Annotated in this window: 21 protein-coding genes and 1 tRNA gene; 6 read left to right on the top strand and 16 right to left on the bottom strand. The window is 71.6% G+C overall.

Annotated elements, in window-relative coordinates; translation table 11 throughout:
• Window positions 1–144: 144 nt before the first annotated feature.
• From mshC to DEJ24_RS02565, 3 genes are all read right to left on the bottom strand, one after another.
• Window positions 145–1,386: a cysteine--1-D-myo-inosityl 2-amino-2-deoxy-alpha-D-glucopyranoside ligase gene (gene mshC / locus DEJ24_RS02555; protein WP_111077171.1), complete on the bottom strand. Its 1,242-nt coding sequence runs from the start codon at window positions 1,384–1,386 to the stop codon at window positions 145–147.
• On the bottom strand, window positions 1,383–2,210 hold the full coding sequence (locus DEJ24_RS02560) for an undecaprenyl-diphosphate phosphatase (protein WP_110902274.1): 828 nt from the start codon (window positions 2,208–2,210) through the stop codon (window positions 1,383–1,385). The genes mshC and DEJ24_RS02560 overlap by 4 nt, the downstream gene beginning before the upstream one ends.
• Before the next feature lie 64 nt (window positions 2,211–2,274).
• Window positions 2,275–3,573, bottom strand: a complete 1,299-nt coding sequence (locus DEJ24_RS02565) for a M20/M25/M40 family metallo-hydrolase (protein ID WP_111077172.1) — start codon at window positions 3,571–3,573, stop codon at window positions 2,275–2,277.
• 165 nt (window positions 3,574–3,738) lie between these two features.
• Here DEJ24_RS02565 and DEJ24_RS02570 point away from each other — a divergent pair.
• Window positions 3,739–3,824: transfer RNA gene (locus DEJ24_RS02570), tRNA-Leu, on the top strand.
• Between the two features lie 237 nt (window positions 3,825–4,061).
• Here DEJ24_RS02570 and DEJ24_RS02575 read toward each other — a convergent pair.
• From DEJ24_RS02575 to DEJ24_RS02605, 7 genes are all read right to left on the bottom strand, one after another.
• A complete protein-coding gene (locus DEJ24_RS02575) occupies window positions 4,062–4,649 on the bottom strand; it encodes a hypothetical protein (RefSeq protein ID WP_220033180.1) in 588 nt (195 codons plus the stop codon).
• Window positions 4,650–4,675: 26 nt separating this feature from the next.
• A complete protein-coding gene (locus tag DEJ24_RS02580) occupies window positions 4,676–5,815 on the bottom strand; it encodes a zinc-dependent alcohol dehydrogenase (RefSeq protein ID WP_111077347.1) in 1,140 nt (379 codons plus the stop codon).
• 179 nt (window positions 5,816–5,994) lie between these two features.
• A complete protein-coding gene (locus tag DEJ24_RS02585; RefSeq protein WP_111077173.1) occupies window positions 5,995–7,323 on the bottom strand; it encodes an NAD(P)/FAD-dependent oxidoreductase in 1,329 nt (442 codons plus the stop codon).
• 76 nt (window positions 7,324–7,399) lie between these two features.
• Complete coding sequence (locus DEJ24_RS02590; protein ID WP_110902270.1) at window positions 7,400–7,606, bottom strand: hypothetical protein; 207 nt, start codon at window positions 7,604–7,606, stop codon at window positions 7,400–7,402.
• Between the two features lie 13 nt (window positions 7,607–7,619).
• Window positions 7,620–9,413 carry a DEAD/DEAH box helicase gene (locus tag DEJ24_RS02595; RefSeq protein WP_111077348.1) on the bottom strand — a complete coding sequence of 598 codons (1,794 nt, stop codon included), beginning with the start codon at window positions 9,411–9,413 and terminating at the stop codon, window positions 7,620–7,622.
• A 134-nt stretch (window positions 9,414–9,547) separates the two neighbouring features.
• A complete protein-coding gene (dinB, locus tag DEJ24_RS02600; RefSeq protein ID WP_110902269.1) occupies window positions 9,548–10,792 on the bottom strand; it encodes a DNA polymerase IV in 1,245 nt (414 codons plus the stop codon).
• Window positions 10,793–10,870: 78 nt separating this feature from the next.
• Complete coding sequence (locus DEJ24_RS02605) at window positions 10,871–12,037, bottom strand: acyl-CoA dehydrogenase family protein (protein WP_111077174.1); 1,167 nt, start codon at window positions 12,035–12,037, stop codon at window positions 10,871–10,873.
• 24 nt (window positions 12,038–12,061) lie between these two features.
• Here DEJ24_RS02605 and DEJ24_RS02610 point away from each other — a divergent pair, with 24 nt between their 5' ends.
• Complete coding sequence (locus tag DEJ24_RS02610; protein WP_111077175.1) at window positions 12,062–12,847, top strand: SGNH/GDSL hydrolase family protein; 786 nt, start codon at window positions 12,062–12,064, stop codon at window positions 12,845–12,847.
• A gap of 33 nt (window positions 12,848–12,880) precedes the next feature.
• Here the strand turns inward: DEJ24_RS02610 and DEJ24_RS02615 are convergent, their stop codons facing one another.
• From DEJ24_RS02615 to DEJ24_RS02625, 3 genes are all read right to left on the bottom strand, one after another.
• Window positions 12,881–14,137: a D-alanyl-D-alanine carboxypeptidase family protein gene (locus DEJ24_RS02615; protein ID WP_146245921.1), complete on the bottom strand. Its 1,257-nt coding sequence runs from the start codon at window positions 14,135–14,137 to the stop codon at window positions 12,881–12,883.
• 189 nt (window positions 14,138–14,326) lie between these two features.
• A complete protein-coding gene (locus DEJ24_RS02620) occupies window positions 14,327–14,701 on the bottom strand; it encodes a hypothetical protein (protein ID WP_111077177.1) in 375 nt (124 codons plus the stop codon).
• 22 nt (window positions 14,702–14,723) lie between these two features.
• Window positions 14,724–15,539, bottom strand: a complete 816-nt coding sequence (locus tag DEJ24_RS02625) for an RNA methyltransferase (protein ID WP_110902263.1) — start codon at window positions 15,537–15,539, stop codon at window positions 14,724–14,726.
• A gap of 96 nt (window positions 15,540–15,635) precedes the next feature.
• On the opposite strand from DEJ24_RS02625, the gene DEJ24_RS02630 reads away from it, so the two are divergent.
• Complete coding sequence (locus DEJ24_RS02630; protein WP_111077349.1) at window positions 15,636–16,547, top strand: NAD-dependent protein deacetylase; 912 nt, start codon at window positions 15,636–15,638, stop codon at window positions 16,545–16,547.
• Complete coding sequence (locus tag DEJ24_RS02635; protein WP_110902262.1) at window positions 16,544–17,182, top strand: histidine phosphatase family protein; 639 nt, start codon at window positions 16,544–16,546, stop codon at window positions 17,180–17,182. The genes DEJ24_RS02630 and DEJ24_RS02635 overlap by 4 nt, the downstream gene beginning before the upstream one ends.
• A 6-nt stretch (window positions 17,183–17,188) precedes the next feature.
• Here DEJ24_RS02635 and DEJ24_RS02640 read toward each other — a convergent pair whose 3' ends face one another.
• A complete protein-coding gene (locus tag DEJ24_RS02640) occupies window positions 17,189–17,404 on the bottom strand; it encodes a hypothetical protein (RefSeq protein WP_111077178.1) in 216 nt (71 codons plus the stop codon).
• Between the two features lie 140 nt (window positions 17,405–17,544).
• On the opposite strand from DEJ24_RS02640, the gene DEJ24_RS02645 reads away from it, so the two are divergent.
• Complete coding sequence (locus tag DEJ24_RS02645; RefSeq protein ID WP_111077179.1) at window positions 17,545–18,291, top strand: hypothetical protein; 747 nt, start codon at window positions 17,545–17,547, stop codon at window positions 18,289–18,291.
• A 19-nt stretch (window positions 18,292–18,310) separates the two neighbouring features.
• Here DEJ24_RS02645 and DEJ24_RS02650 read toward each other — a convergent pair whose 3' ends face one another.
• Together DEJ24_RS02650 and DEJ24_RS02655 are read right to left on the bottom strand one after the other, a co-directional pair.
• Window positions 18,311–19,399: a glycosyltransferase family 1 protein gene (locus DEJ24_RS02650; RefSeq protein WP_111077180.1), complete on the bottom strand. Its 1,089-nt coding sequence runs from the start codon at window positions 19,397–19,399 to the stop codon at window positions 18,311–18,313.
• The gene (locus DEJ24_RS02655) at window positions 19,396–20,310 is read right to left on the bottom strand and encodes an alpha/beta fold hydrolase (protein ID WP_111077181.1); all 915 of its coding nucleotides are present in this window, start codon (window positions 20,308–20,310) and stop codon (window positions 19,396–19,398) included. Before DEJ24_RS02655 ends, DEJ24_RS02650 begins: the two co-directional genes overlap by 4 nt.
• A gap of 117 nt (window positions 20,311–20,427) precedes the next feature.
• Here DEJ24_RS02655 and treS point away from each other — a divergent pair, with 117 nt between their 5' ends.
• Window positions 20,428–22,182: a maltose alpha-D-glucosyltransferase gene (treS, locus tag DEJ24_RS02660; RefSeq protein WP_111077182.1), complete on the top strand. Its 1,755-nt coding sequence runs from the start codon at window positions 20,428–20,430 to the stop codon at window positions 22,180–22,182.
• Window position 22,183: the final 1 nt, after the last annotated feature.

Below are 22,183 nucleotides of genomic sequence, written 5' to 3' on the forward strand. Positions count from 1 at the left end.
GACTCCGCTCGCCGAGACGGCGCGACTCGCCGCCCGCCGGTCGCCGGTCGCCCGAGGTGCCGGGACACCGGCACCTCGGGCCCCGGGACACCGGGGTGTCGGCACCTCGGCGAAGCGGGTGGGCGTGCGCGCAGGCGCGCCGCGTCAGCCGATGCGGATGCCGAGGAGCGCGTCGACCAGGTCGACGAGCTCGGGCGTCGCCGCCGTGCCGGCCGCGATCGCGGTGTCGACGACCGCGACGGCACCCGGCGTGTCGAGGTCGTCCGCGACGCGGGCGCGGAGGCGGCCGATCACCTGGTCGGCGTCGTCCTGCTCGCCGCGACCGCCCGCGGCCCAGGCGTCCCAGGACGCCAGCCGGCGCTCGGCGTCCTCGAGGTCGCCGTCGAACCACTCCCAGTCGTCGGAGTAGCGGTGCGACAGCAGCGCCAAGCGGATCGCCCGCGGATCGGCGCCGGCGTCCAGCAGACCGCGGACCGTGACCAGGTTGCCGAGCGACTTCGAGATCTTCGTGCCCTGGTAGGCGACCATGCCGGTGTGCACGAACGCGTTCGCGAGCGGCTGCTGGGCGAGGGCTGCGGCGTGCCCGGCGCTCATCTCGTGGTGCGGGAAGACCAGGTCGCTGCCGCCGCCCTGCACACTGATCGGCAGGCCGAGCCGGTCGCCCGCGATGACGCTGCACTCGATGTGCCAGCCGGGACGCCCGGGGCCGATCTCGGTGTCCCAGCTCGGCTCGCCCTGGCGCTCGGCACGCCACAGGAGCGGGTCGAGGGGGTCGCGCTTGCCGGGGCGGTCGGGGTCACCGCCGCGTTCGGCGGAGAGGGCGAGCATGGTGTCGCGGTCCAGACGGCTCTCGTCACCGAGCGTCCACACGTCGTTCGCCCGGTTCACGTCGAAGTACAGGTCCTCGCCGTCGGAATCGGGCGTGGGCACGGTGTAGGCGGCGCCGGTCTCCTCGAGGTAGGCGACGGCCTCGGCGACGCGGTCGACCTCGTCCGTGACGGCCACGTAGTCGTCCGGCGGCAGGACGCGGAGGGCCTCCATGTCGCGGCGGAACAGGTCGATCTGCGACGCGGCGAGCTCCCGCCAGTCGACGCCGTCGCGGGTCGCGCGCTCCAGCAGCGGGTCGTCGACGTCGGTGGTGTTCTGGGCGTACTGCACCTGCAGGCCGGCGTCGCGCCAGACCCGGCCGAGCGTGTCGAACGCCAGGTAGGTGGCGGCGTGGCCCAGGTGCGTGGCGTCGTAGGGCGTGATGCCACAGACGTACAGCGCCGCCCGGTCGGCACCGCGCGTCGGGTCGACGGGCTTGCCGGTGGCGGTGTCGTGGACGACCGGGCGGGGACCGGCGCCGGGGACCTCCGGGACGGACGGTGCCGACCAGGCCCTCATGCCTGCACCACCCCGAGCGAGAGCAGCACGATGAGGACGATGCCGAGCAGGATCCGGTAGACGACGAAGGGCATGAAGCTCCGCTTGCTGATGTAGTTCATGAAGGCGGCGATCACGACGAAGCCGACGACGAACGCCACCACGGTCGCGATGAGCGTGTCCGCCAGGCCGAACGGTGCGCCGGTGTCACCGAGGCTCGTCGCTGCCTCGTACAGGCCGGACAGGAACACCGCGGGGATCGCCAGGAGGAACGCGAACCGCGCCGCGGCCGGCCGCGTGTACCCGAGGGCGAGCCCCATCGACACGGTGGCTCCGGAGCGGGAGACACCCGGCACGAGCGCCAGGACCTGTGCCAGGCCGATCAGGATGCCGCCGGTGAAGGTCATCTGCTCGATCGGACGGACCTTGCGGCCGACGCGGTCCAGCACGCCCAGGACGACCCCGAAGACGATGAGGACGATGGCGACGATCCACAGCGACCGGAACGTGGTCTCGATGGTGTCCTGCAGGAGCAGCCCGATGACGCCGATCGGGATCGTGCCGATGATGACGAGCCATCCGACGCGGACGTCCGGGTCGTTCCGTGGCACCTTCCCGGCCAGGGCGCCGAACCACTTCCGGACGATCCGGACGATGTCCTTCCAGAAGTAGATGAGCACGGCGGTCTCGGTGCCGAGCTGCGTCACCGCCGTGAAGGCCGCGCCGGGGTCCTGTGCGTCGGGCAGGAACAACCCGACGATGCGCAAGTGGGCGCTGGAGGAGACCGGCAGGAACTCCGTCAGCCCCTGGACGAAGCCGAGGAAGATCGCTTCGAAGATGTGCACGTGTGCGGCCTTTCGCCGGTGCTGGACTCGGTTGTGCCGTCACCGACGACGACCATGCACGGTATCAGTAGGTCGCGAACAGGTCCCCGAGGACGCGGCGGCCGAACGCCAACGACTCGAGCGGAACGCGCTCGTCGACGCCGTGGAACATCGCGGGGAAGTCGACGCCAGCCGGCAGCTGCAGCGGCACGAAGCCGTACCCGGCGATGCCCAGTCGCGAGAGCGCCTTGTTGTCGGTACCGCCGGACAGCAGGTACGGCAGCACCGGAGCACCCGGGTCGTGACGCTCGAGGACGTCCCGGACGGCGTCGACGAGCGGGCCGCCGAAGTCCTGCTCGAGCCCGACGTCCTGGTGCGTCATCGTGACCTCGACGTCGTCGCCGGCCAGTTCGCGAACCCGGGCCAGGACCGCGTCCTCGTCACCGGGCAGGCAGCGGATGTCCACGAGCGCGGTGGCCTGGTCGGGGATCACGTTGTGCTTGTACCCGGCGCTCAGGACGGTCGGGTTCGTCGTCGTGTGCAGGGCGGCGTGGATGAAGCGGGCGGCCGAGCCGGTGGCGAGCGCGACCTCGTCCGGTCCGGTGGCGACCGGGTCGACCCCCAGGAACCGGGCCACCTCGGTGACCATCGCGGTGGTCGTGTCGGACAGCCGGACCGGCCATTTCGCGCTGCCGATCCGGGCGACGGCGGCGGCGATCGTGGTGACCGCGTTGTCCTTGATGACGTGCGAGCCGTGCGCCGCGGTCCCCCGCGCGGTGAGCTTCACCCACATCAGGGCCTTCTCGCCGGTCTGGAGCAGGTAGGCGCGCCGGTCACCGACCGTGATCGAGTAGCCACCGACCTCGCTGATCGCCGCGGTGGCGCCGTCGAAGACCTCGGGGTGGGTGTCGACCACGTGGTGGGCGCCGAGGATGCCGCCCGCCTCCTCGTCGGCGAAGTACGCGATCACCAGGTCCCGCTCCGGGGCGCCCCGCTGCTCGATGACGTCCGACAGCGCGGTGAGCATCATCGCGTCCATGTTCTTCATGTCCACGGCGCCGCGGCCCCAGAGGGACCCGTCGCGCACCTCGCCGCCGAACGGGTCGACGGACCAGTTGGCCGGGTCGGCGGGGACGACGTCGAGGTGTCCGTGCACGACGAGTGCCGGCTTGCTGCGGTCACGACCGGGCACGCGGGCGACGACGCTGACGCGGTCCGGTTCGGACTCGAACAGCTGGGGCGTGAGCCCGAGCTCCTGCAGCGCGGACTCGACGTAGTGCGCCGCCTCGGTCTCACCGCGCGACTTCCCCTCACCCCAGTTCGTCGTGTCGATCCGGATCAGGTCCCGCGCGATCGCCGCGGTGCGTTCCAGCTCGGACGTCATGGTCCAACGCTACCGGCGAAGCCGCTCCGACTGCGCCGCGCCCGGGATGCGCGACCGTGTTCAACGCGCGTTCACACCCGTGCTAGTGTCTTCTCTCGGCAGGAACGCCGGGGAAACCCGGTTGAACGGCCCGATGCGGGCATCATGTGCAACGCATCACACCCAGTCCGGGTGGCGGAATTGGTAGACGCGCTAGCTTGAGGTGCTAGTGCCCGTATTAGGGCGTAGGGGTTCAAGTCCCCTCTCGGACACGCAGTACCCGCTCTTCGGAGCACGTACTCGAACACTTGTGTTGAGACAAGCGGCGAACGGCCCTCCTTCGGGAGGGCCGTTCGTTTTGGTGCGCCCGTGATTTTGGTGCGCCCGGGACGGGGGCTCTGCGTTCTCCCGCCGCCACGTCACGGACGGGAGGCCCGTCCCCACCTGTGGACGCGCCTCCCGTCCGTCCCGCACGCCCTCACGGACGCTGGCCTCACGGACACTGGGCGTCAGCGTCGCGCGCGCCGCACCACCCACACCGCCACGCCGCCGATGAGCAGGTAGGGCCACATGGTGACGACCGGGTCGAGCACCCCGTGCCGCCAGTCGCTCCGGGTCGAGCCGAGCCGCGCGCCGATCGGACTGTCCGCCTGCTCCGCCGCGATGCCGGTCTCGCGGATCAACCGGTCCGGCCGCCCACGCAGCGCGTCCGTCACGCGGTGCGTGGCCACGTCGAGCCGGTCGCCGACGACGAGCAGCATCCAGTGCGCCAGGCGCCCCTCGCTGAACCGCCGGTACGCGTACCGCTTGACGATCCCGGCGGGACCGGCGAGCGGCTGCGCGGTCCCGAACACGGGCGTGACGTGGGCGTGCTCGATGGACCGCTCGCGTCCCTCTGCCCCGGCCTGCTGCTCGGGACGCTCCCAGTGCGCGTTGGTGGCGGAGCCGGCCTCGCGGGACAGTTTCGGCACGCTCGGCCGGTCGGCGAGGTCCAGGTCGCTCCCCCACCCCGGGATCCGTGCCCGCAGCTCGTCCGCGGACGGCAGGTCCCGGGGCTTGTCCGCCACGTAGGCGATGTGGTCGTCGGCGTTGCTCATGCTCTGCTCTCCGTTCCCGGTCCCGCTCACGGCACGATCACCGGCTTGATGCACCCGTCGAGCTTCGACGAGAACAGGTGGTAGGCCTCACCGATGTGCTCGAGCGGGACCCGGTGCGTGATGATGTCGCTCGGCTTGAGGTGCCCGGCCTGGATGTGCTCGAGCAAGCGCGGCCACTGACGCTTCACCGGCGCCTGGTTCATGTGGATCGTGACGCCCTTGTTCATCGCGTCGCCGAACTTCACGAGGTTCGGGATGGGCCCGTAGGCACCCATCGCCGAGACGGTGCCGCCCTTCCGGACGCCGTCGATCGCCCAGTTCAGGGCGACCGGCGACCCACCCTGCATCTTCAGCTTGGCGCTCGAGACGTGCATCAGGAAGTTGCCGTCCGCTTCGGCACCGACCGCGTCGATGATGCTGTCCGCTCCGAGGAAGTCCGTCTGCTTCTTGATCTCGACGACGACGTCGTCCACCTCGGCGAAGTTGATCGTCTCGGCCTGGGCGAACTCGCGCGCCTTGGCCAGGCGGTACTCGAGCTGGTCGATGACGATCACCCGTCCGGCGCCCATGAACCATGCCGACTTCGCTGCGTACAGCCCGACGGGTCCGGCACCGAGCACCACGACGGTGTCGCCCTCGCGGATCGAGGCGAGCTGCGCTCCGAAGTACCCCGTGCCCAGCGCGTCCGTCATCATCAGCGCGTCCTCCGGGTCGAGCCAGTCCGGGATCACCTGCGGGCCGACGTCGGCGAACGGCACCCGGACGCGTTCCGCCTGGCCGCCGTCGTAGCCGCCGGTGGTGTGCGAGTAGCCGAAGATGCCGCCGACCGCGGTGGCGTTCGGGTTCACGTTGTGGCAGTTCGTGAAGAGACCGCGGGCGCAGAACCAGCAGGTGCCGCAGGAGATGTGGAACGGCACCATCACCCGGTCTCCCACGTTGAGGGTCTCCACCGACGACCCGACCTGTTCGACGACCCCGATGAACTCGTGGCCGAAGGTGTGGCCGACGCGGGTGTCGGGCATCATGCCGTGGTACAGGTGCAGGTCCGACCCGCAGATCGCCGCCCGTTCGACGCGGATCACGGCGTCGTTCGGGTGCTCGATGCGGGGGTCCGGCTTGTCCTCGACGCGGACCCGGTAGGGGCCGCGGTAGGTCATGGCGCGCATGGCGCTCCTCTCGGTCGTGTCGTCCACGCTGACGGTCGGCGGATGGGAGGAGGTCCAGGGTCGCGTTCCGTGTCCCAGCCGGCAGCAGCGCACCAGGACCGGTGGCGGACGGACGGGAGGCCCGGTACCAGCTGGTACCGGGCCTCCCGTCGGCAGGCAGTCGCGTCGCGACGCGTGCGCTAGCTCTTCGCCGCGTCGACGAAGGTGCGACGCGGGTCGGTCTCCTTGATGAGGGAGGTCGCGTCGCGGCCGGACACCGCACCGGTGACCCAGCCGATCACGATGCGCGCCTTGCGGTTCAGCGTCGGCATCGCGTAGACGTGGTAGGCGCGGTGCGCGAGCCAGGCCAGCAGGTTCGTCATCTTGATGCCCTTGATGTTCGCCGCACCCTTGGCGACACCGTACGAGGCGACCGTGCCGATCGACGGGTGGCGGTACTCCTCGAGCGGCTTGCCGCTGATCGACGCCACGATGTTGTCGGCGACGACGACGGCCTGACGGACGGCGTTCTGGGCGTTCGGCGGGTAGTAGGCCGGCTGCTTCTCGGCGGTCAGGTCGGGGACCTGGGCGACGTCTCCGAGGCCCCAGACACCGGGGACGACCTCGTGGGTGTCCTCGGCCTCGACCTGGAGCTTCGCGTTGGCGGCGAGGTGCCCCTTCGGGCCGCGCGGCAGGTCGGTGGCGTCGAGGAGCGGGTTCGGCTTGACGCCGGCGGTCCAGACGAGCAGGCCGGTGGCGAACTCGTCGCCGTCGGACAGCTTGACGACGCCGCCCTCGCAGCTCGGCATGGTCGTCTTCAGGCGGACGTCGATGCCACGGGCCCGGAGGGACTCGAGGGTCCACTTCGACAGCTCCGGCCCGACCTCGGGCGCGACGCGGTCGAGGGCGTCGATGAGCACCCAGCGGGGCTGCTCGCCGGCGAGGGACGGGTAGGTGGCGATCGCGGCCTGCGAGACGTCGAACAGCTCACCGATCGCCTCGACGCCGGTGTAGCCACCGCCGATGAAGATGCTGGTGAGGAGACGACGACGCTCGTCCTCGTCGCGGGTGGCGGCGGCCTTCGCGATGTTGTCGAGGAGCTTCGCACGCACGTACGCGGCTTCCTCGACGGTCTTGAACCCGACGCCGACCTCGTCGAGGCCCGGGGTCGGGAAGGTGCGGGTGACCGAACCGAGCGCGACGACGAGGTGGTCGTAGCCGAGGGTGCGGTCGTCGCCGCCGGCCGTGGCGACCGCGACGGTCTTGTCGGCCGAGGAGATGCCGGTCACCTTGCCCTGGATGACCCGGGTCTTGCGGAGCGCGCGTCGGAGTTCGACGGTGACGTCCTTGGGGGCGATGTGACCGCCGGCGACCTCGGGCAGGAACGGCAGGTACGTGTAGTACGTGTTCTGGTCCACGAGGGTGATGCGCATCGGCACCGTGGCGGCGTGCTTCTGCAGCTGCTTGACGGCGGTGTAGCCGGCCGAGCCGCCGCCGAGGACGAGGACGTGAGGGATGGAGTCTGCCATTCCTCCGGTCTACCCGATCCTGCCCGTCCCCGTCACCAGCGCCGCACCTGTCCGGGCGATCCGTACCGGATCCGGGTCACTTCCTGCCGTCCCGGAGGCGCCACCAGGCGGTCTCGGCGATCTCCCGGCCGGTGTAGACGCCGTACTGGGTGCGGCGGGACTCGTGCAGCGAGAACCGCCGGAGCCGGTAGCCGCCGCCGAACCGGTCGATGATCGCCTCGGGTGAGGAGTCCGCGTCGCGCTTGACGTACCAGGTGCGGTCGTCGTCGACGGGCTCGATCACGCGCGGACCGTCTTCACCGACGACCGCCGATGCGGGACCGCAGGATGTCGATGCGCTTCTGGATCTGCTCGATGCTCGCCTGCGCCACGGCGGGTCCCCCGCTGATCCGACGGAGTTCGGCGTGGATCGACCCGTGCGGCTCGTTCGCGTGCCGGGACCAGATCGAGACGAGGCGCTGGAGTTCGGAGCGCTGCTCCTTGATGGTCATGTACATCGGCCGGTTCTCCGGCTCCGGCGCCTTCGGCAGCCCGTCCTTCACCACGCGCCCCTTGGACCGCTTCGCCTGGGTCGCCTGGCGGGCACGGAGCAGGTCCCGCACCTGGTCGGGTTCGAGCAGCCCCGGGATGCCGATGAAGTCGAGTTCCTCGAGCGACCCGACCTCGCCCCCGGTGCCGAACTCACCGCCGTCGTAGAGCACCCGGTCGAAGGACGCCTGCGAGTCGAGCGCCTCGAACGGCTGCATGTCGAGCAGGCTCTCGGAGGCACGTTCCTCTTTGTTGGCCTCGGCGACCATGGCGTCTTCGGGGTTGTACATGCCGTCCTCGGCGTCCTTCGGACGGTCGAGTGCGTGGTCCCGCTCCAGCTCGAGGGTGGCGGCGAGGGCCATCAGGCCGGGCACGCTCGGCAGGAACACCGACGCGGTCTCACCACGACGACGGGCGCGGACGAACCGGCCGATGACCTGGGCGAAGAACAGCGGTGTGCTCGCACTCGTCGCGTACACGCCGACGCACAGACGCGGGACGTCGACGCCTTCGGAGACCATGCGGACGGCGACCATCCAGCGCGAGGTGTCCTCGGCGAAGGACTGGATGCGGCTGGAACCGGCGGCCTCGTCGGAGAGCACGACGGTGGGGCGCTCCCCGGTTATCCGCTGCAGGATGCGCGCGTAGGCCCGGGCGGTGGTCGTGTCGGTCGCGATGACCAGCCCACCGGCGTCGGGGACACCGCGGCGCACCTCGGTGAGGCGTTTGTCGGCGGCCGAGAGCACGGCGGGCATCCACTCGCCCTCGGGCGACAGGGCGGTCCGCCAGGCCTGCGCGGTGATGTCCTTCGTGACGGCTTCGCCGAGGGACGCCGACATCTCGTCGCCCATCCGGGTCTTCCAGCGCATCTGGCCGGCGTACGCCATGAACAGCACGGGTCGGACGACGCCGTCCTTGAGCGCGCGGCCGTAGCCGTAGTTGTAGTCGGAGATCGAGGTGCGGATGCCCTGCTCGTCGGGGGCGTACTGCACGAACGGGATCGGTGCCGTGTCGGAACGGAACGGGGTGCCGGAGAGCGAGAGGCGCCGGGTGGCCTTCGAGAACGCCAGCCGGATGCCGTCACCCCAGGTGAGGGCGTCGCCGCCGTGGTGCACCTCGTCGAGGACGACCAGGGTCTTGCCGCCGGCGGTGATCCGTTCGTGCACCTCGGGGTTCATGCCGACCTGGGCGTAGGTGATCGCGACGCCCTGGTAGTGCCGACCGAACATGCCGTCGCCGTTCTTGAACATCGGGTCGAGTCGGATGTTCACGCGGTCGGCGGCGTCGGCCCACTGGCGCTTGAGGTGCTCGGTCGGTGCGACGACGACGAGCCGGTCGACGGTGCCGCGGGCGAGCAGCTCGGTCGCCAGCCGCAGCGCGAAGGTCGTCTTGCCCGCGCCCGGGGTGGCCGCTGCGAGGAAATCGCGCGGTTCCTTCTCGAAGTACTTCGTCAACGCCTCGACCTGCCAGGCACGGAGCTTCGAGGCGGTGCCCCATGCGGCTCGTTCCGGGAACGCCGGGGAGAGGTGCTCGGCGGCCGCGTTGCCCGCGACCTCGGCGATGGCGGCCGGTTCGGTCGGAGCCGGCTGGGTCGGGGCGGTCCCGTTCGCCGACGGCCCGTCGATCGGGAGTTCGGCGGGTTCCTGGTGCTCGATGTTCTCCGCTGCGCTCACTCCACCCGAGTGTACCGGCACGCTCAGTCCTGTCGGGCGTGCGGGGCACGCTGCTCGGGCGTCGCGCGGACGAGCGAGGCGGGTCGCAGCACGCCGGCACCGAAGCGTGCGGTGACGGCGTCGACGGTGGTCTCGGTCTCGCGCCACGGCGCGTCGTCGTCCCACAGGGCGTTGCTCGCGGCTGCCGGCACCAGGTTCTCGCCGCGGACGCCGATCAGTCGGATGCGGTTGCCCGGCCGGTGCAGGACGTCGTACAGCTCGACGGCTTCGCGGTGGATCCGCTTGGCGACGTCACTGGGTTCGGCGAGCGTGCGGGACCGGGTGAGCGTGGTGAAGTCGGTGTACCGGACCTTCAGCGCGACCGTGCGCGCCTGCACCTCGGCGCGGCGGAGCCGGACCGCGACCTTCTCGGCCAGGCGCAGCAGTTCCCGGGCGACGTCGTCGCGTTCGGTGAGGTCGCGGCCGAAGGTGACCTCGTGCCCGATCGACTTCTCGCCCACCCCGGCCTCGACGGTGCGCGGGTCGCGGCCCCAGGCGAGGTCGTGCAGCCGCTGCCCGCCGGACGGTCCGAGCAGGGCCACGAGCGACGGCAGCGGCGTGGTGGCGAGGTCGCGGACGGTGTGGATCCCCCGGCGCTCGAGGGTCTCCTGCGTCTTGCCGCCGACGCCCCAGAGCGCGGAGACGGGCTGCGGGTGCAGGAACTCGATCGTGTACGCGTGCGGGACGACGAGCAGCCCGTCGGGCTTGGCGCGGCTGGACGCCAGCTTCGCCACGAACTTCGTGGACGCGGCACCGACCGAGCAGTGCAACCCGGTCTCGGCGAACACGGTCCGTCGGATCTCGGTGCCGATCTGCCACGGCGTGCCGTAGAGCCGGAGCGCACCGGCCACGTCGAGGAACGCCTCGTCGATCCCGAGGCGCTCGACCCGCGGCGTGAACCGGTCGAAGATCCGCATGACCTGGGCGGAGCGCGCGCTGTACTTCTCGAAGTGCGGCTCGACGATCACCGCCGCCGGGCACCGACGTTTCGCCACGGCCATCGGCATCGCGGAGTTGATGCCGTACCTGCGCGCCTCGTACGTGGCGGCCGTGACGACCGAGCGGTCCGAGTCGTGGCCGACGATGACCGGCAGACCGACCAGGTCGGGGCGGTCGAGCAGTTCGACGGAGGCGAAGAAGGCGTCCATGTCGACGTGCAGGACCGTCGCCGTGGCGTCGTCGACCGGCGCGTCGGTGACGAGTCGGTTCCGTCCGTCCTGCTTGCTCACCGGGTCATGCTCGCACGGACCGGCGACACCCGGACCGACGGCGCCCGCGACACCGGACCCCGCGCGACCGGGCCCGACTCAGCGGGGCAGCGGCCCGAACTCCGCCGCCGCGATCGTCCGCATCGCCGAGTCCCGCGTCGACGGGTGGTACTGGCCGGCGCGGACGTCCCGGGCCAGGCGAGCCAGTTCGTCCGACGCCCGGAACGCCGATCCACCGACGACCCGCAGCGCCTCGTCCACCACGGACTGCGCCGTGTCCACCGCACGGGCCTTCGTGCCGACGAGCAGCGGGAACCACCGGTCGTGCTCGACGAGCTCGTCGGCGTCCCGGGCGAGCGCGTCGACCTGCAGCGCGATGGCGTCGGTCGCACTGCGCATCGCGGCGACCGCGCGCCGGACGTCCGGGTCGGCCGAGCGCCGCGTCCCGTCCATGGCGACCCGCTCGGCGACCCGCTCGACCGCCAGGGTGACGGCGCGCGAGGCGAGCCCCACGTACACCGACGCCACGAGCAGTTCGAAGGCGGCGAAGATCCCGAACACGAGCGGGTCCGCCACCGGACCGACCGGCAGCACCCGGACGATGCGCTCCGCCGGCACGTGCAGCCCCTCGAGGATCGTCGTCCGGCTCTGCGTCGCCCGCATGCCGAGCGTGTCCCAGTCGTCCAGGTGCCGGACCCCGTCGTCGGCACGGACCGCGAAACCGTGCACGAGCCGCGGTTCGGTGCCCGAGGTGTCCTTCCCGAACACGCTCAGCAGGTCCCACGCGGGTGCGAGCGAGGTCGACACCTTCGTGCCGGTGAACCGGTACCCGCCCGCGCCGTCCGGCTCGGCTGTCGTCAGCGAGTCGAAGAGGACGGCGTCGTTGCCCGGCTCGCTCACCCCGAAGGCGAGCAGCCGGTCCGCCGCCGCTGCGTCCGTGACGGTCTGGAGGAACGTCCCACCCCGGACGGACACGCTGCGCGCCGCCTGCACCCAGACCTGGTGCATGCCGAGCCCGAGTGCCGTCGCCGGTGCGGCGGTCGCGAGGGTCCGCTGGACCGCAGCGGTCTCGCGGAGACCCAGCCCCGAGCCTCCGTCCCGGATCGGCACCCCGATCCGGAGGTACCCCGCCTGCCGGAGCTCCGCCAGGTCCTCCGCGCAGAAGGCGTTGTCGGTGTCGTAGCCGGGGGCGCGTGCGGCGATGCGTGCCAGGAGGTCGTCCGGAACGGTCCAGGGACGTCGCTTGCCGGGAGTGGACTCGGTCATGGGACGAGAGTACGGTCGCCTGTCGTGTCAGACGAGCATCCCTGGACCCGGTACGTCGCGATCGGCGACTCCTTCACCGAGGGGATCGGTGACCCGGACCCGCACTCGGTCGGCGGACACCGCGGCTGGGCCGACCGCGTCGCCGAGACCCTGTCCGACCGCACCGACGAGGACTTCGGCTACGCCAACCTCGCCGTGCGCGGACGTCTGCTCGGCCAGATCGTCGACGAGCAGGCCGAGGCCGCCGTCGCCCTCGGTCCGGACCTGATCACCGTGTCGGCGGGCGGCAACGACATCATCCGTCCGGGCTCCGACCCGGACGCCCTGGCGGAGCGCTACGACCGCATGATCGCGACCCTTCGTCGTGACGGTGCGACCGTGGTGCTGTTCACCGGCCCCGATGTCGGCATGACGCCGGTCCTCGGCATGGTGCGTGGCAAGACCGCGATCTACAACGAGCACCTGCAGGCCATCGCGCTGCAGCACGGGGCGCTCGTCACGAACCTCTGGGCGCTCCGGGTGCTGCGGGACCCGCGGATGTGGGCCGCCGACCGGCTGCACCACTCCCCATTGGGACACGCCACCGTCGCCGCCGCCGTGCTCGACACGCTCGGCGTCGCCCACGAACTCGGCGCCGCGGTCCCCGAGCCGCTCGCCGCTCGGCCCTGGCGGGAGGCCCGCGTCGAGGACCTCGGCTGGGCGAAGGAGTACCTCGTGCCGTGGGTGGTCCGACGCGTCCGTGGGACGTCGTCGGGCGACGGCATCACGGCCAAGCGGACCTCGATGCAGCCGGTCGCCCCGCGGGACTGAGCGCAGCCCCGATCACGGGCAGCGCCGGCCCGGTCAGCCGACGAGCGCCCGGTCGAGCTCGACACCGCGGAACGGGTTCGACCACCGCCACCAGACCCCCGGGTCCTCGATGGACCGGTCGAGCTCGAGCGGGACCGTCACCGGGTCGTGGTGCGACACCGCGAACCGCACCGACCCGACGCGCTCCCCCGCCGACCCGAACGTCAGCGGTTCCAGCGTCGTCTTCGCGGTCACGTCGGTCCGTCCCCAGACCAGGAGCGATGCGGCCCGGCTCGCCGTCGCGTCGACCTCCTCCTGCCAGGGCGCCTGGTACGTGCCGAAGGTCTGCCCGGCGTTCGTCAGGGTGATGGTGTGGAAGTCGTCTGCCACCGAGTGCAGCAGCTTCCGCACGTCGCCATCGAGCGAGTCGTGGTCGACCCCGCCGAGCATCGCCCCGATCACCGTCACCGTGCGGCCACCGCGCTGGTAGGTCGCCGCGAAGAGCAGGCACGCTCCGGCCTCGTCGAGCGTGCCGGTCTTGATGCCCTCGACGCCGTCCATGCCGAGCAGCTTGTTCGAATTCTCGATGTCGCCGACGCCCGGCACCGTCGCCGACGCCGTCCCGACGACCTCCTTGACGAGCGGGTCCGCCAACGCCAGCTTGCCGAGGTCGACCAGGTCCGTCGCGGTGCTCTGGTTCCGGGGGTCCAGGCCGGTCGGTTCCACGATCGTGGTGTCGTCCAGGCCGTGGTCGTCGAGCCAGGTCGCCGCGGCCTTGCGGTAGCCGTCCATCGACCCGAACGCCCAGAGCGCCAACGAGCCGGCGTAGTTGTTCGCCGACTTCATCAGCATCACCTGGAACGCCCGGTACTCGGACAGCCGCAGGTTCCTCGGCAGCGGCGCCACCTCACCGTTCTGCGCCGCGTACTGGCCGTACAGCGCCTCCATCTGGGGCGTGAACCGCACGCCCGGGCCCTGGTCACCAGGCTGCAGCGGCTTCTCCTCGAGCACGACCAGAGCCGTGACGACCTTCGAGATGCTCGCGATCGAACGGGCCTTCCGGTCCCCGCTGGTGGTCAGGCTCTCCGGGAACCCGTCGGCCTCCACCGCCGTCGCACCGTAGTCCGGGAACCGGACGTCCGCGGCGCTCGCGGTCGGCGGGCGGTACGTCGCCGTGCTGGCCGTCGCCGGTGCGAACGGCACGACTGCGGCGGCCACCAGGAAGGCGACGACGAGCAGGAGCACCGCGATGACGGCAACCGTCACGGGCCTCCGGATCGCGGAGCGGGGGCGGCGGACGACGTTCGGCACGAGACCGGATCGTACTGGAGGCCCGGGCCGACCCCCTGGGTCCGGTGCGGCTCGTCGCGGGGCCGGGGTGGGCCTCCCGGCATCACCGTCCCGCTCCGCACAGGCACCGGTCGATGCCACGCACGCCGCTGCCGAGCCGACCGCCAGGGGAGGGCTCACGTCGAACGGGACGCGGTCCCCGGCGCGCAGCTACCGCGGCGGCTCGACCCTCTCGTCGACCAGCGCGACGAACCGGCTGCCGACACCCTCGACCTCGTGCCGCACGAAGCCCGCGGTCGGCTCAGGAGCCTGGTACGGCGCGTGGTAGTCGCACATCAGGTGGTCCCAGTCGGGCCACCACTTCTTCGGCCGCGCCTCTTCCCAGTAGCCGCACACGACGCACTCCAGGCGCACCCAGACCTTCTTCGCACCCGTGCGGTTCGCCCGCGACTGCACCAGCCAGGCGGGCGGGTCCTGCTCGATCGCTGTCAGTTCAGCCTCGCTGAGGCGCGACGGGATCCCGTGGTGGGTCGCCATCTCGAGGGTGATGTCGAGCCGGACGGCGGCGTCGCGTCGGGAGAGCATCCGGCAAGCCTAAAGGAGGGGATCAGCGTGCACGTTGCGCGTGCGCGACCGCCCACAGGCCGACGGCGCTCGCCGCGGCCACGTTGAGTGAGTCCACGCCGTGGTGCATCGGGATCCGCACCGTGGTGTCGGCCGCCGCGACCGCAGCCGGCGTGAGGCCCTGTCCCTCGGTGCCCATGACCAGGGCGACCCGCTCCGGCACGTCGGCGACGAACTCCTCCAGGTCGACGGAGCGGTCGGTGAGGGCCATCGCGGCGACGTGGAAGCCCTGCGCGCGGAGGTCCTCCCCCGCGGCCGGCCACTCCCCGATGCGCGTCCAGGGAACCTGCAGCACGGTGCCCATGCTCACCCGGACACTCCGGCGGTAGAGCGGGTCGGCGCAGCGTGGGCTCACCAGGACGGCGTCGGCACCGAGACCGGCGACGCTGCGGAAGACGGCCCCGACGTTCGTGTGGTCGACGATGTCCTCGAGGACGACGACGAGCCGGGCGTCGCGCACGACGTCGGCGACGCTGGGCAGCTCGGGTCGGTGCATCGCCGCGATCGCGCCGCGGTGCATCCGGAAGCCGGTGAGCTCCTCGAGCAGCGCGTCCGATCCGACGAAGACCGGGCCGTCGTGCTCGGCGACCAGCGGCAACACACTGTCCAACCACTTCTCCTGCACCAGGACACTCCGCGGCACGTGCCCGGCACGGACGGCGCGCTCGATGACGGTGTTCGACTCGGCGATGTACAGCCCACCCTCGGGCTCCGTCACGCGGCGGAGCGCCACGTCGGTGAGCCGGGCGAAGTCGTCCAGGCGCGGGTCGTCGAGGGAGTCGATGCGGACGGGGTGCACGGTGCTCGTTCCGGTCGGGAGGATCGTGGTCTGGTCGCGGACGTCGGCCCGGGGAAGGACCGGGGACGCTCGGCGGTTGAGGGTACCGTGGACACGATGGCGACGAGCGACGGCACAGCGACCGACGGCACGGCGACGGACGGCACGGCGACCGACGGCACGGCGACCGACGAGACCGTCACCGACGTCGACCGGGCGGTCGCGGTCCTCCGCGGCAAGCGCATCGCCGTCCTGACGGGCGCCGGTGTCAGCACCGACTCCGGCATCCCCGACTACCGCGGCGCGGGACGTGTCGTCCGGAAGCCGATGACCTTCCAGGAGTTCCTGGCCGACCCCGCGAAGCGCCAGCGCTACTGGGCGGGCTCGCACCTGGGGTGGCGGACGTTCGCCGCGGCCCGGCCGAACGACGGACACCGGGCTCTGGCCGCCCTCGAGTCCGCCGGGGTCGTCAGCGGCATCGTCACCCAGAACGTCGACGGCCTGCACCTGCGAGCCGGGTCCCGTCGGGTCGTCGAGATCCACGGCTCGATGGACCGCGCCGTCTGTCTGACCTGCGGGCAGGTGTTCTCCCGCGCCGACCTGGCCGCGGTGCTGGACCGCGAGAACCCGTGGATCGACGAACCGGGTTCGGTGCAGCTGCAGCCGGACGGCGACGTGGAGATCAGCGACGTCCAGCGGTTCCGGGTGCCCGACTGCACCGTGTGCGGCGGCGTCCTGAAGCCCGACGTGGTGTTCTTCGGCGAGTTCGTCCCCGCCGAGAAGTTCCGCGAGGCCGTGTCGATCGTGGCCGAGGCGGACGCGTTGCTCGTCGTCGGTTCCTCGCTGACCGTGAACTCCGGCGTCCGCCTGCTCGACCACGCGACCCGGCGGAAGCACCCGGTCGTGATCGTGAACCGCGGCGTGACCCGCAGCGACCGTCGTGCCGCGGTGAAGATCGACGCCGGCACGACCGAGACCCTCGTCGAACTGGCGACGCGGCTGTCCGCGTCTGCGATGATCGACGGGTGACGACGCTCCTCTACCTGGTCCGCCACGGCGAGACCGACTGGAACCGGCAACGACGCATCCAGGGTTCGACGGACGTGCCGCTCAACGACACCGGCCGCCGACAGGCCGCCGAGACCGCTGCGCTGCTCACCCGCCGCCGGTTCGACGCGGTCGTCTCGTCGCCGTTGTCCCGGGCGCTCGAGACCGGCACGATCATCGCCACGCGCCTCGGCCTCCCCGAGCCATCGACGTACGACGGGCTGCGGGAACGCTCCTACGGCGACGCCGAAGGGCTCACACACCCGGAGATCGAGTCCCGCTGGCCGCACGACGCGGTGCCCGGTCGCGAATCCCGGGCGGCGCTGCTCGACCGCGTCACCGAGACGCTCGCCGAGATCGCCGTCCGCTTCGACGCCGGCTCGGTCGTCGTCGCGACCCACGGCGCGGTCATCCGGACCGTGGTCGACGCGGCCGCTCCGGGCACCATCGAGCGGTCGACCGTGCCGATCCGGAACGGTTCGGTGCACTCGTTCCGCTGGGACCCGGAGCGCTTCCGTGCGGAACTCGTCCGCTCCGACGACCCGATCGAGGACGTCTCGGACGCCCCGGGTCGCTACGCCTTCGAGTACCAGAACCCGCTCGAACGCCGGAACTGACCCGGGTCAGACGCCCGAACCGCCCGTGTAGCCGGTCCCACCCGCGGTCCGGGCGGCCTGCGCCTCGGCCACCCGCAGGTCGTGGTCACCCGGACCGCTGCCGTGCAGGACGCCGGCGTCCGGCAGGTCGCGGAGCAGACGCGCTCGGCGGCGGTCGGCGACCGCCATCCCGACGGCGATCGCCACGATGACGACGCCGACGGCGATGAGTGTGAAGAGCATGGTCCCCCCCCGTCCGACGGAGGCCCGTGCCCCCGTCGAACTCCACCGTAGCGTGACCGAGAGCACACGCCCAGTGCGCGGACTACGCTCCGGTGGACGACGCGGCCCGACGCTCGGGCCGCCCGCTGCGAGGTGACGTTGTGAGCGCTGGTGGACGGCACACCGACCCTCCTCGCGGCCGCGATCCGTGGGATGACGACGACGACCTCGACACGGCGTTCGGACCGGACACGGCGTCGATCCGCTCCCGCTCCCGTCCCGAGCGGGTCCGGGCTGGAACGGCGATCGTCCTCGGCGTCATCGGCGTCGCGGTGGTCCTCGTCGTGGTGCTCGGCGTGATCCTGTCCGGCGTGCAACGCGGCGTCGGGGGCGTGTTCCCGCAGCCCGAGGCCGACCGGGCGCGGTTCGTGGCGGCAGCGTCGGCGCTGCCCGGGGTGACGGCCGTCGAGCGAGCCCGCAGTGAGAAGACCTCGTTCGCGGGCTACGACGTGACCGCGCTCGTGCGTGCCGATCCGGCGCTCGGTGCCGACGACCGCCGCGCACTCGTCTCGGCCGTGAGCGCCGCTGCGGCCGATGCCTCGGGTTCGGGCGTCCGCATCTGGGCCGACGTCGACTTCGGATCGCAGCAGGTCGGGGTGTCGGACTCCGAGGATGCCAGCCAGCGACGACTGCGGATGGCCGGACAGCTCGACGCGATCGGTGGCGTGGTCGGCGTCAGCTGCACGTTCGCAGCCGGCGCCGACGGGCGCTCCGACGAGCCTGCGGCGCAGCAGGTGACGGTCCGGTCAGCGGGGACGGGCACCGGGTTCGTCGCGGTCGCGGCTGCCGCTGAGCAGGTGGGCGACGACGTCTTCCCGGGCGTGCAGGTCCGGACCGTCCAGCCCTGAGGTCCGGACGGCGACCCGGTCAGCTGCGGTGGGCCGCTCGGTCCGAGACGGCGCGCTCGACGGCACGGACGACCTGCTCGGCGGAGTCCTGCCAGCGGAACCGGGCCGCCTGCGCGACCGACGCCTGCGATGCGGTGCCCCAGCGGGCCTCCAGTCGGCGGACCGCAGCCGCGACGGCAGAGGGCGACGAGGGGTCGAAGTACTCGGCCACCTCGCCCCCGATCTCCCTGAAGATCGGGATGTCGCTGACGACGATCGGTGTCCCGACGCCCATCGACTCCACCAGCGGGATCCCGAAGCCCTCGTCGTACGAGGCGGTCGCCAGGGCCGTGGCGGACCGGAGCACCGACCGGTACTCCTCGTCGCTCGCGCCGTCGTGGAAGACCACGGCGCCGGCCGGCGCGAGACGGCCGATGCGCGCCCGGTCGGCGTCCGACACGCGCGACATGCAGTGCAGGGTCCAGTCCGGCCCGAGCAGGGGCAGGGCGGCCGCCAGCGTCTCGACGTTCTTGTACGGCATGAACGAGCCCATGTAGACGAGCGACTTCTGCCGGGGAGCGTCGGCGTCCCGGGGCTCGGCCGGGTCCGCGGCGTTGTAGGCGACCGTCACGGGACGGTCGGTCAGCCGGTGCTCCCGGATCAGCCCAGCGGTCGTCTCGGAGACCGTCACGACCCCGTCCGCGCCGTTGAGCAGCATCCGCTGGGGCCACCAGGCCAGGTGGAACGCACGCCAGCCGAGGCGCAGCGGCCACGAGAACTCCCGCGGGGGTGTGCGGTTCCGGTAGTAGATGAGGTCGTGGAGCGTGAGCACCAGGGCGTACCGGCGGCCACGGGAACCCATCGTCTGCATCGGCGAGAACACGGCGTCGAGGCCCAGGCGGTTGACCCGCCGCGCCACCAGCGGCTCCCCCACCTCGGTCGGCGCCGGGACGAGTTCCCACGGCAGGTGTGACGGGAGCGATCCGAGCTGCCGTTCGTCGGACACGAGCAGCACGTGGTCGTGTCGGTCCGGCAGGTGCGCGGCGACCCCCGCCGTGAAGCGGCTGATCCCGTCATGGCGGCCGATGCGGACGTAGCGGCAGTCGATGCCGATCCGGAGGCGGGTCACGAGGTCTGCATCCGTCGGAGGACCGCGCTCGCGGCCGCGGCGGGCGTCTCGTAGTGCACCAGGTGGCCGACGCCGGGGACGACGACGAGTTCCGCGTCGGCGAGGCGCTCCGCCAGGGCACGCTGCTCCGGGACGGCCGTGATGTCGTCGTGCTCGGCGGCGACCAGCAGGACCGGCACCGGGATCCGGTCGGCGAACTGGGCGACGTCGTGCGTCACGGACGTCCGGAACGCCTCCATGACGCTGGTGCGGTTCGCGAAGGCCGAGAAGTAGCGGTCGTGCTGGTCGTGCACCCACCGCCGGAGCGACGGCCGGCGCGACTTCAGCATCGCGATGCTCATCGCCCGGACGATCGCCCGGTTCCGCAGGAGCCCGAGTCCGAGCGGGCGAGGCAACCAGGCGCCGAGACGGTAGTACGCGATGGCGATGCCGGTGCCGACCGCCCGGGGCCCCTGCAGCGCGGGCGCGGCGATCGGGTTCACCAGGACGAGCAGCCGGGTGTCGAGCCCGGCGGCGACCGCAGCCGACACGACGATCGACCCGAAGGAGTGCCCGAGGACGACGGTGTCACGGTCGAGCCCGAGTGCCGTCCGGAAGCCCTCGAGCCAGTGGACGTAGCCGTCGAGGTCGGAGGTCGGGAGCGGGTCGGACACGCCGAACCCGGGCAGGTCCGGCACGATCACCCGGACGCCGGTCGGGTGTCCGGACACCAGGTGCGCGGCGATCGACTCGAGTCCGTGGTGGTCGCCGCGGAACCCGTGCACCGCGAGGACGGTCGCCGGCGCGGTCCCGGCGTCGGCGGGGCCGTACTCCCAGAAGTGCGTGGTCCGGTCCGCCACCAGGACCGAGCGGTGCACGACGGGGGTGGCCGCCATCAGCGACTGGTACGGGGACAGCACGGGCGGTTCCATCCGCGTCAGTCTAGGGAACGTCCCCGGCGACGTGGTGTGCGCGTCGGGGGTCGCCCGGCTAGCGTGTCCGGGGCGGCCCTCCTGCTCTGGAGGCCGCCACGACCTCCGAGGAGCACGGTGTCCTTCACAGCCCCGATCCAGCAGCCCGGACTGACCCTCGACCCGCTCTGGTACAAGCGTTCGGTGTTCTACGAGTGCATGATCCGCTCGTTCGTCGACTCGAACGGCGACGGCACCGGAGACCTGCAGGGCCTGATCAGTCGGCTCGACTACCTGCAGTGGCTCGGCGTCGACGCCCTCTGGCTGCCGCCGTTCTTCCGTTCACCGCTGCGCGACGGTGGCTACGACATCTCCGACTACAAGGCGATCCTGCCCGAGTTCGGCACCCTCGACGAGTTCCGCGAACTCGTCACGAAGGCGCACGAGCGCAACATGCGCATCGTCATCGACATGGTCATCAACCACACGAGCGACCAGCACGAGTGGTTCCAGCAGTCGCGCGAGGACCCGGACGGCCCCTACGGCGACTTCTACGTCTGGCGGGACACCGACGAGGAGTACTCCAACATCCGCGTCATCTTCGTCGACACCGAGGAGTCCAACTGGACCTTCGACCCGGTCCGACGCCAGTTCTTCTTCCACCGGTTCTTCTCCCACCAGCCGGACCTCAACTACGAGAACCCGGCCGTGGTCGAGGCCGTGTACGACGTCGTCCGGCACTGGCTGGACCTCGGCGTCGACGGCCTGCGCCTGGACGCGATCCCGTACCTGTTCCAGTCGGAGGAGGGCAACGGCGAGGGCGAGCCGGAGACGCACGAGTGGATCAAGAAGCTCCGCACGATGATCGACGACGAGTACCCCGGTCGTGTGCTCATCGCGGAGGCGAACCAGTGGCCCCGGGAGACCGCTGCGTTCCTCGGCACCGACGAGGAACCCGAGTGCCACATGGCCTTCGACTTCCCCGTGATGCCGCGCATCTTCTACTCGCTGCGGGCCCAGCACGCCAAGGAGCTGCAGGCGATCCTCTCCGAGACGCTCGACGTGCCGGAGACCGCGGCCTGGGGTGTGTTCCTCCGCAACCACGACGAACTCACCCTCGAGATGGTGAGCGAGGAGTACCGGCAGGCGATGTACGGCTGGTACGGCTACGACCCGCGGATGCGATCGAACATCGGCATCCGGCGACGGCTCGCACCGCTGCTGGACAACTCGCGCGCCGAACTCGAGCTCGTGCACGCGCTGCTGTTCTCACTCCCCGGCTCGCCGTTCCTGTACTACGGCGACGAGATCGGGATGGGCGACAACATCTGGCTGCCGGACCGCGACTCGTCGCGCACGCCGATGCAGTGGACCCCGGACCGCAACGCCGGGTTCTCGTCCGCCGACCCGGGCAAGCTCTTCCTGCCCGTCGTGCAGTCCCTGGTGTTCAACTACGCCCAGGTGAACGTCGAGGCCCAGCTGGCGCAGTCGCGCTCCCTGCTGCACTGGATCCGCAACGTCATCCACGTGCGGAAGGCGCACCCGGTGTTCGGCATGGGGTCGATCGCCGTGCAGCAGACCTCGAACGACAGCGTGCTGGCGTTCGTCCGGTCCTGGGCGGGCTCCGGCTCGGACCAGCAGTTCGGGCCGAGCGCCGAGGACGTGCTGTGCGTGTTCTCGTTCGCGCACAACCCGACCTCGGTGACGATCACCGCGCCCGAGTACGCGGGCCGGCCGCTGGTGGACCTCTTCGGTGGCGGCGCGTTCCCGTCCTTCGACGCCGAGGGCACCGTGACGCTGACGCTCGGCACGCAGGCGTTCTACTGGCTGCACGTCGGTCGGGGTGCGGAGAACGCGAGCGCGCCTCGCGGGGCTGTCGGTGCCGTTGGCTAGC

This window comes from Curtobacterium sp. MCPF17_001, assembly GCF_003234615.1.
Lineage (GTDB): Bacteria > Actinomycetota > Actinomycetes > Actinomycetales > Microbacteriaceae > Curtobacterium.

Excerpts from the sequence above, each read along its gene's own strand:
- mshC (WP_111077171.1), bottom strand. The coding sequence starts at position 1,386 with ATGAGGGCCTGGTCGGCACCGTCCGTCCCGGAGGTCCCCGGCGCCGGT.
- DEJ24_RS02565 (WP_111077172.1), bottom strand. The coding sequence starts at position 3,573 with ATGACGTCCGAGCTGGAACGCACCGCGGCGATCGCGCGGGACCTGATC.
- DEJ24_RS02575 (WP_220033180.1), bottom strand. The coding sequence starts at position 4,649 with ATGAGCAACGCCGACGACCACATCGCCTACGTGGCGGACAAGCCCCGG.
- DEJ24_RS02580 (WP_111077347.1), bottom strand. The coding sequence starts at position 5,815 with ATGCGCGCCATGACCTACCGCGGCCCCTACCGGGTCCGCGTCGAGGAC.
- DEJ24_RS02585 (WP_111077173.1), bottom strand. The coding sequence starts at position 7,323 with ATGGCAGACTCCATCCCTCACGTCCTCGTCCTCGGCGGCGGCTCGGCC.
- DEJ24_RS02605 (WP_111077174.1), bottom strand. The coding sequence starts at position 12,037 with ATGACCGAGTCCACTCCCGGCAAGCGACGTCCCTGGACCGTTCCGGAC.
- DEJ24_RS02620 (WP_111077177.1), bottom strand. The coding sequence starts at position 14,701 with ATGCTCTCCCGACGCGACGCCGCCGTCCGGCTCGACATCACCCTCGAG.
- DEJ24_RS02630 (WP_111077349.1), top strand. The coding sequence starts at position 15,636 with ATGGCGACGAGCGACGGCACAGCGACCGACGGCACGGCGACGGACGGC.
- DEJ24_RS02640 (WP_111077178.1), bottom strand. The coding sequence starts at position 17,404 with ATGCTCTTCACACTCATCGCCGTCGGCGTCGTCATCGTGGCGATCGCC.
- DEJ24_RS02655 (WP_111077181.1), bottom strand. The coding sequence starts at position 20,310 with ATGGAACCGCCCGTGCTGTCCCCGTACCAGTCGCTGATGGCGGCCACC.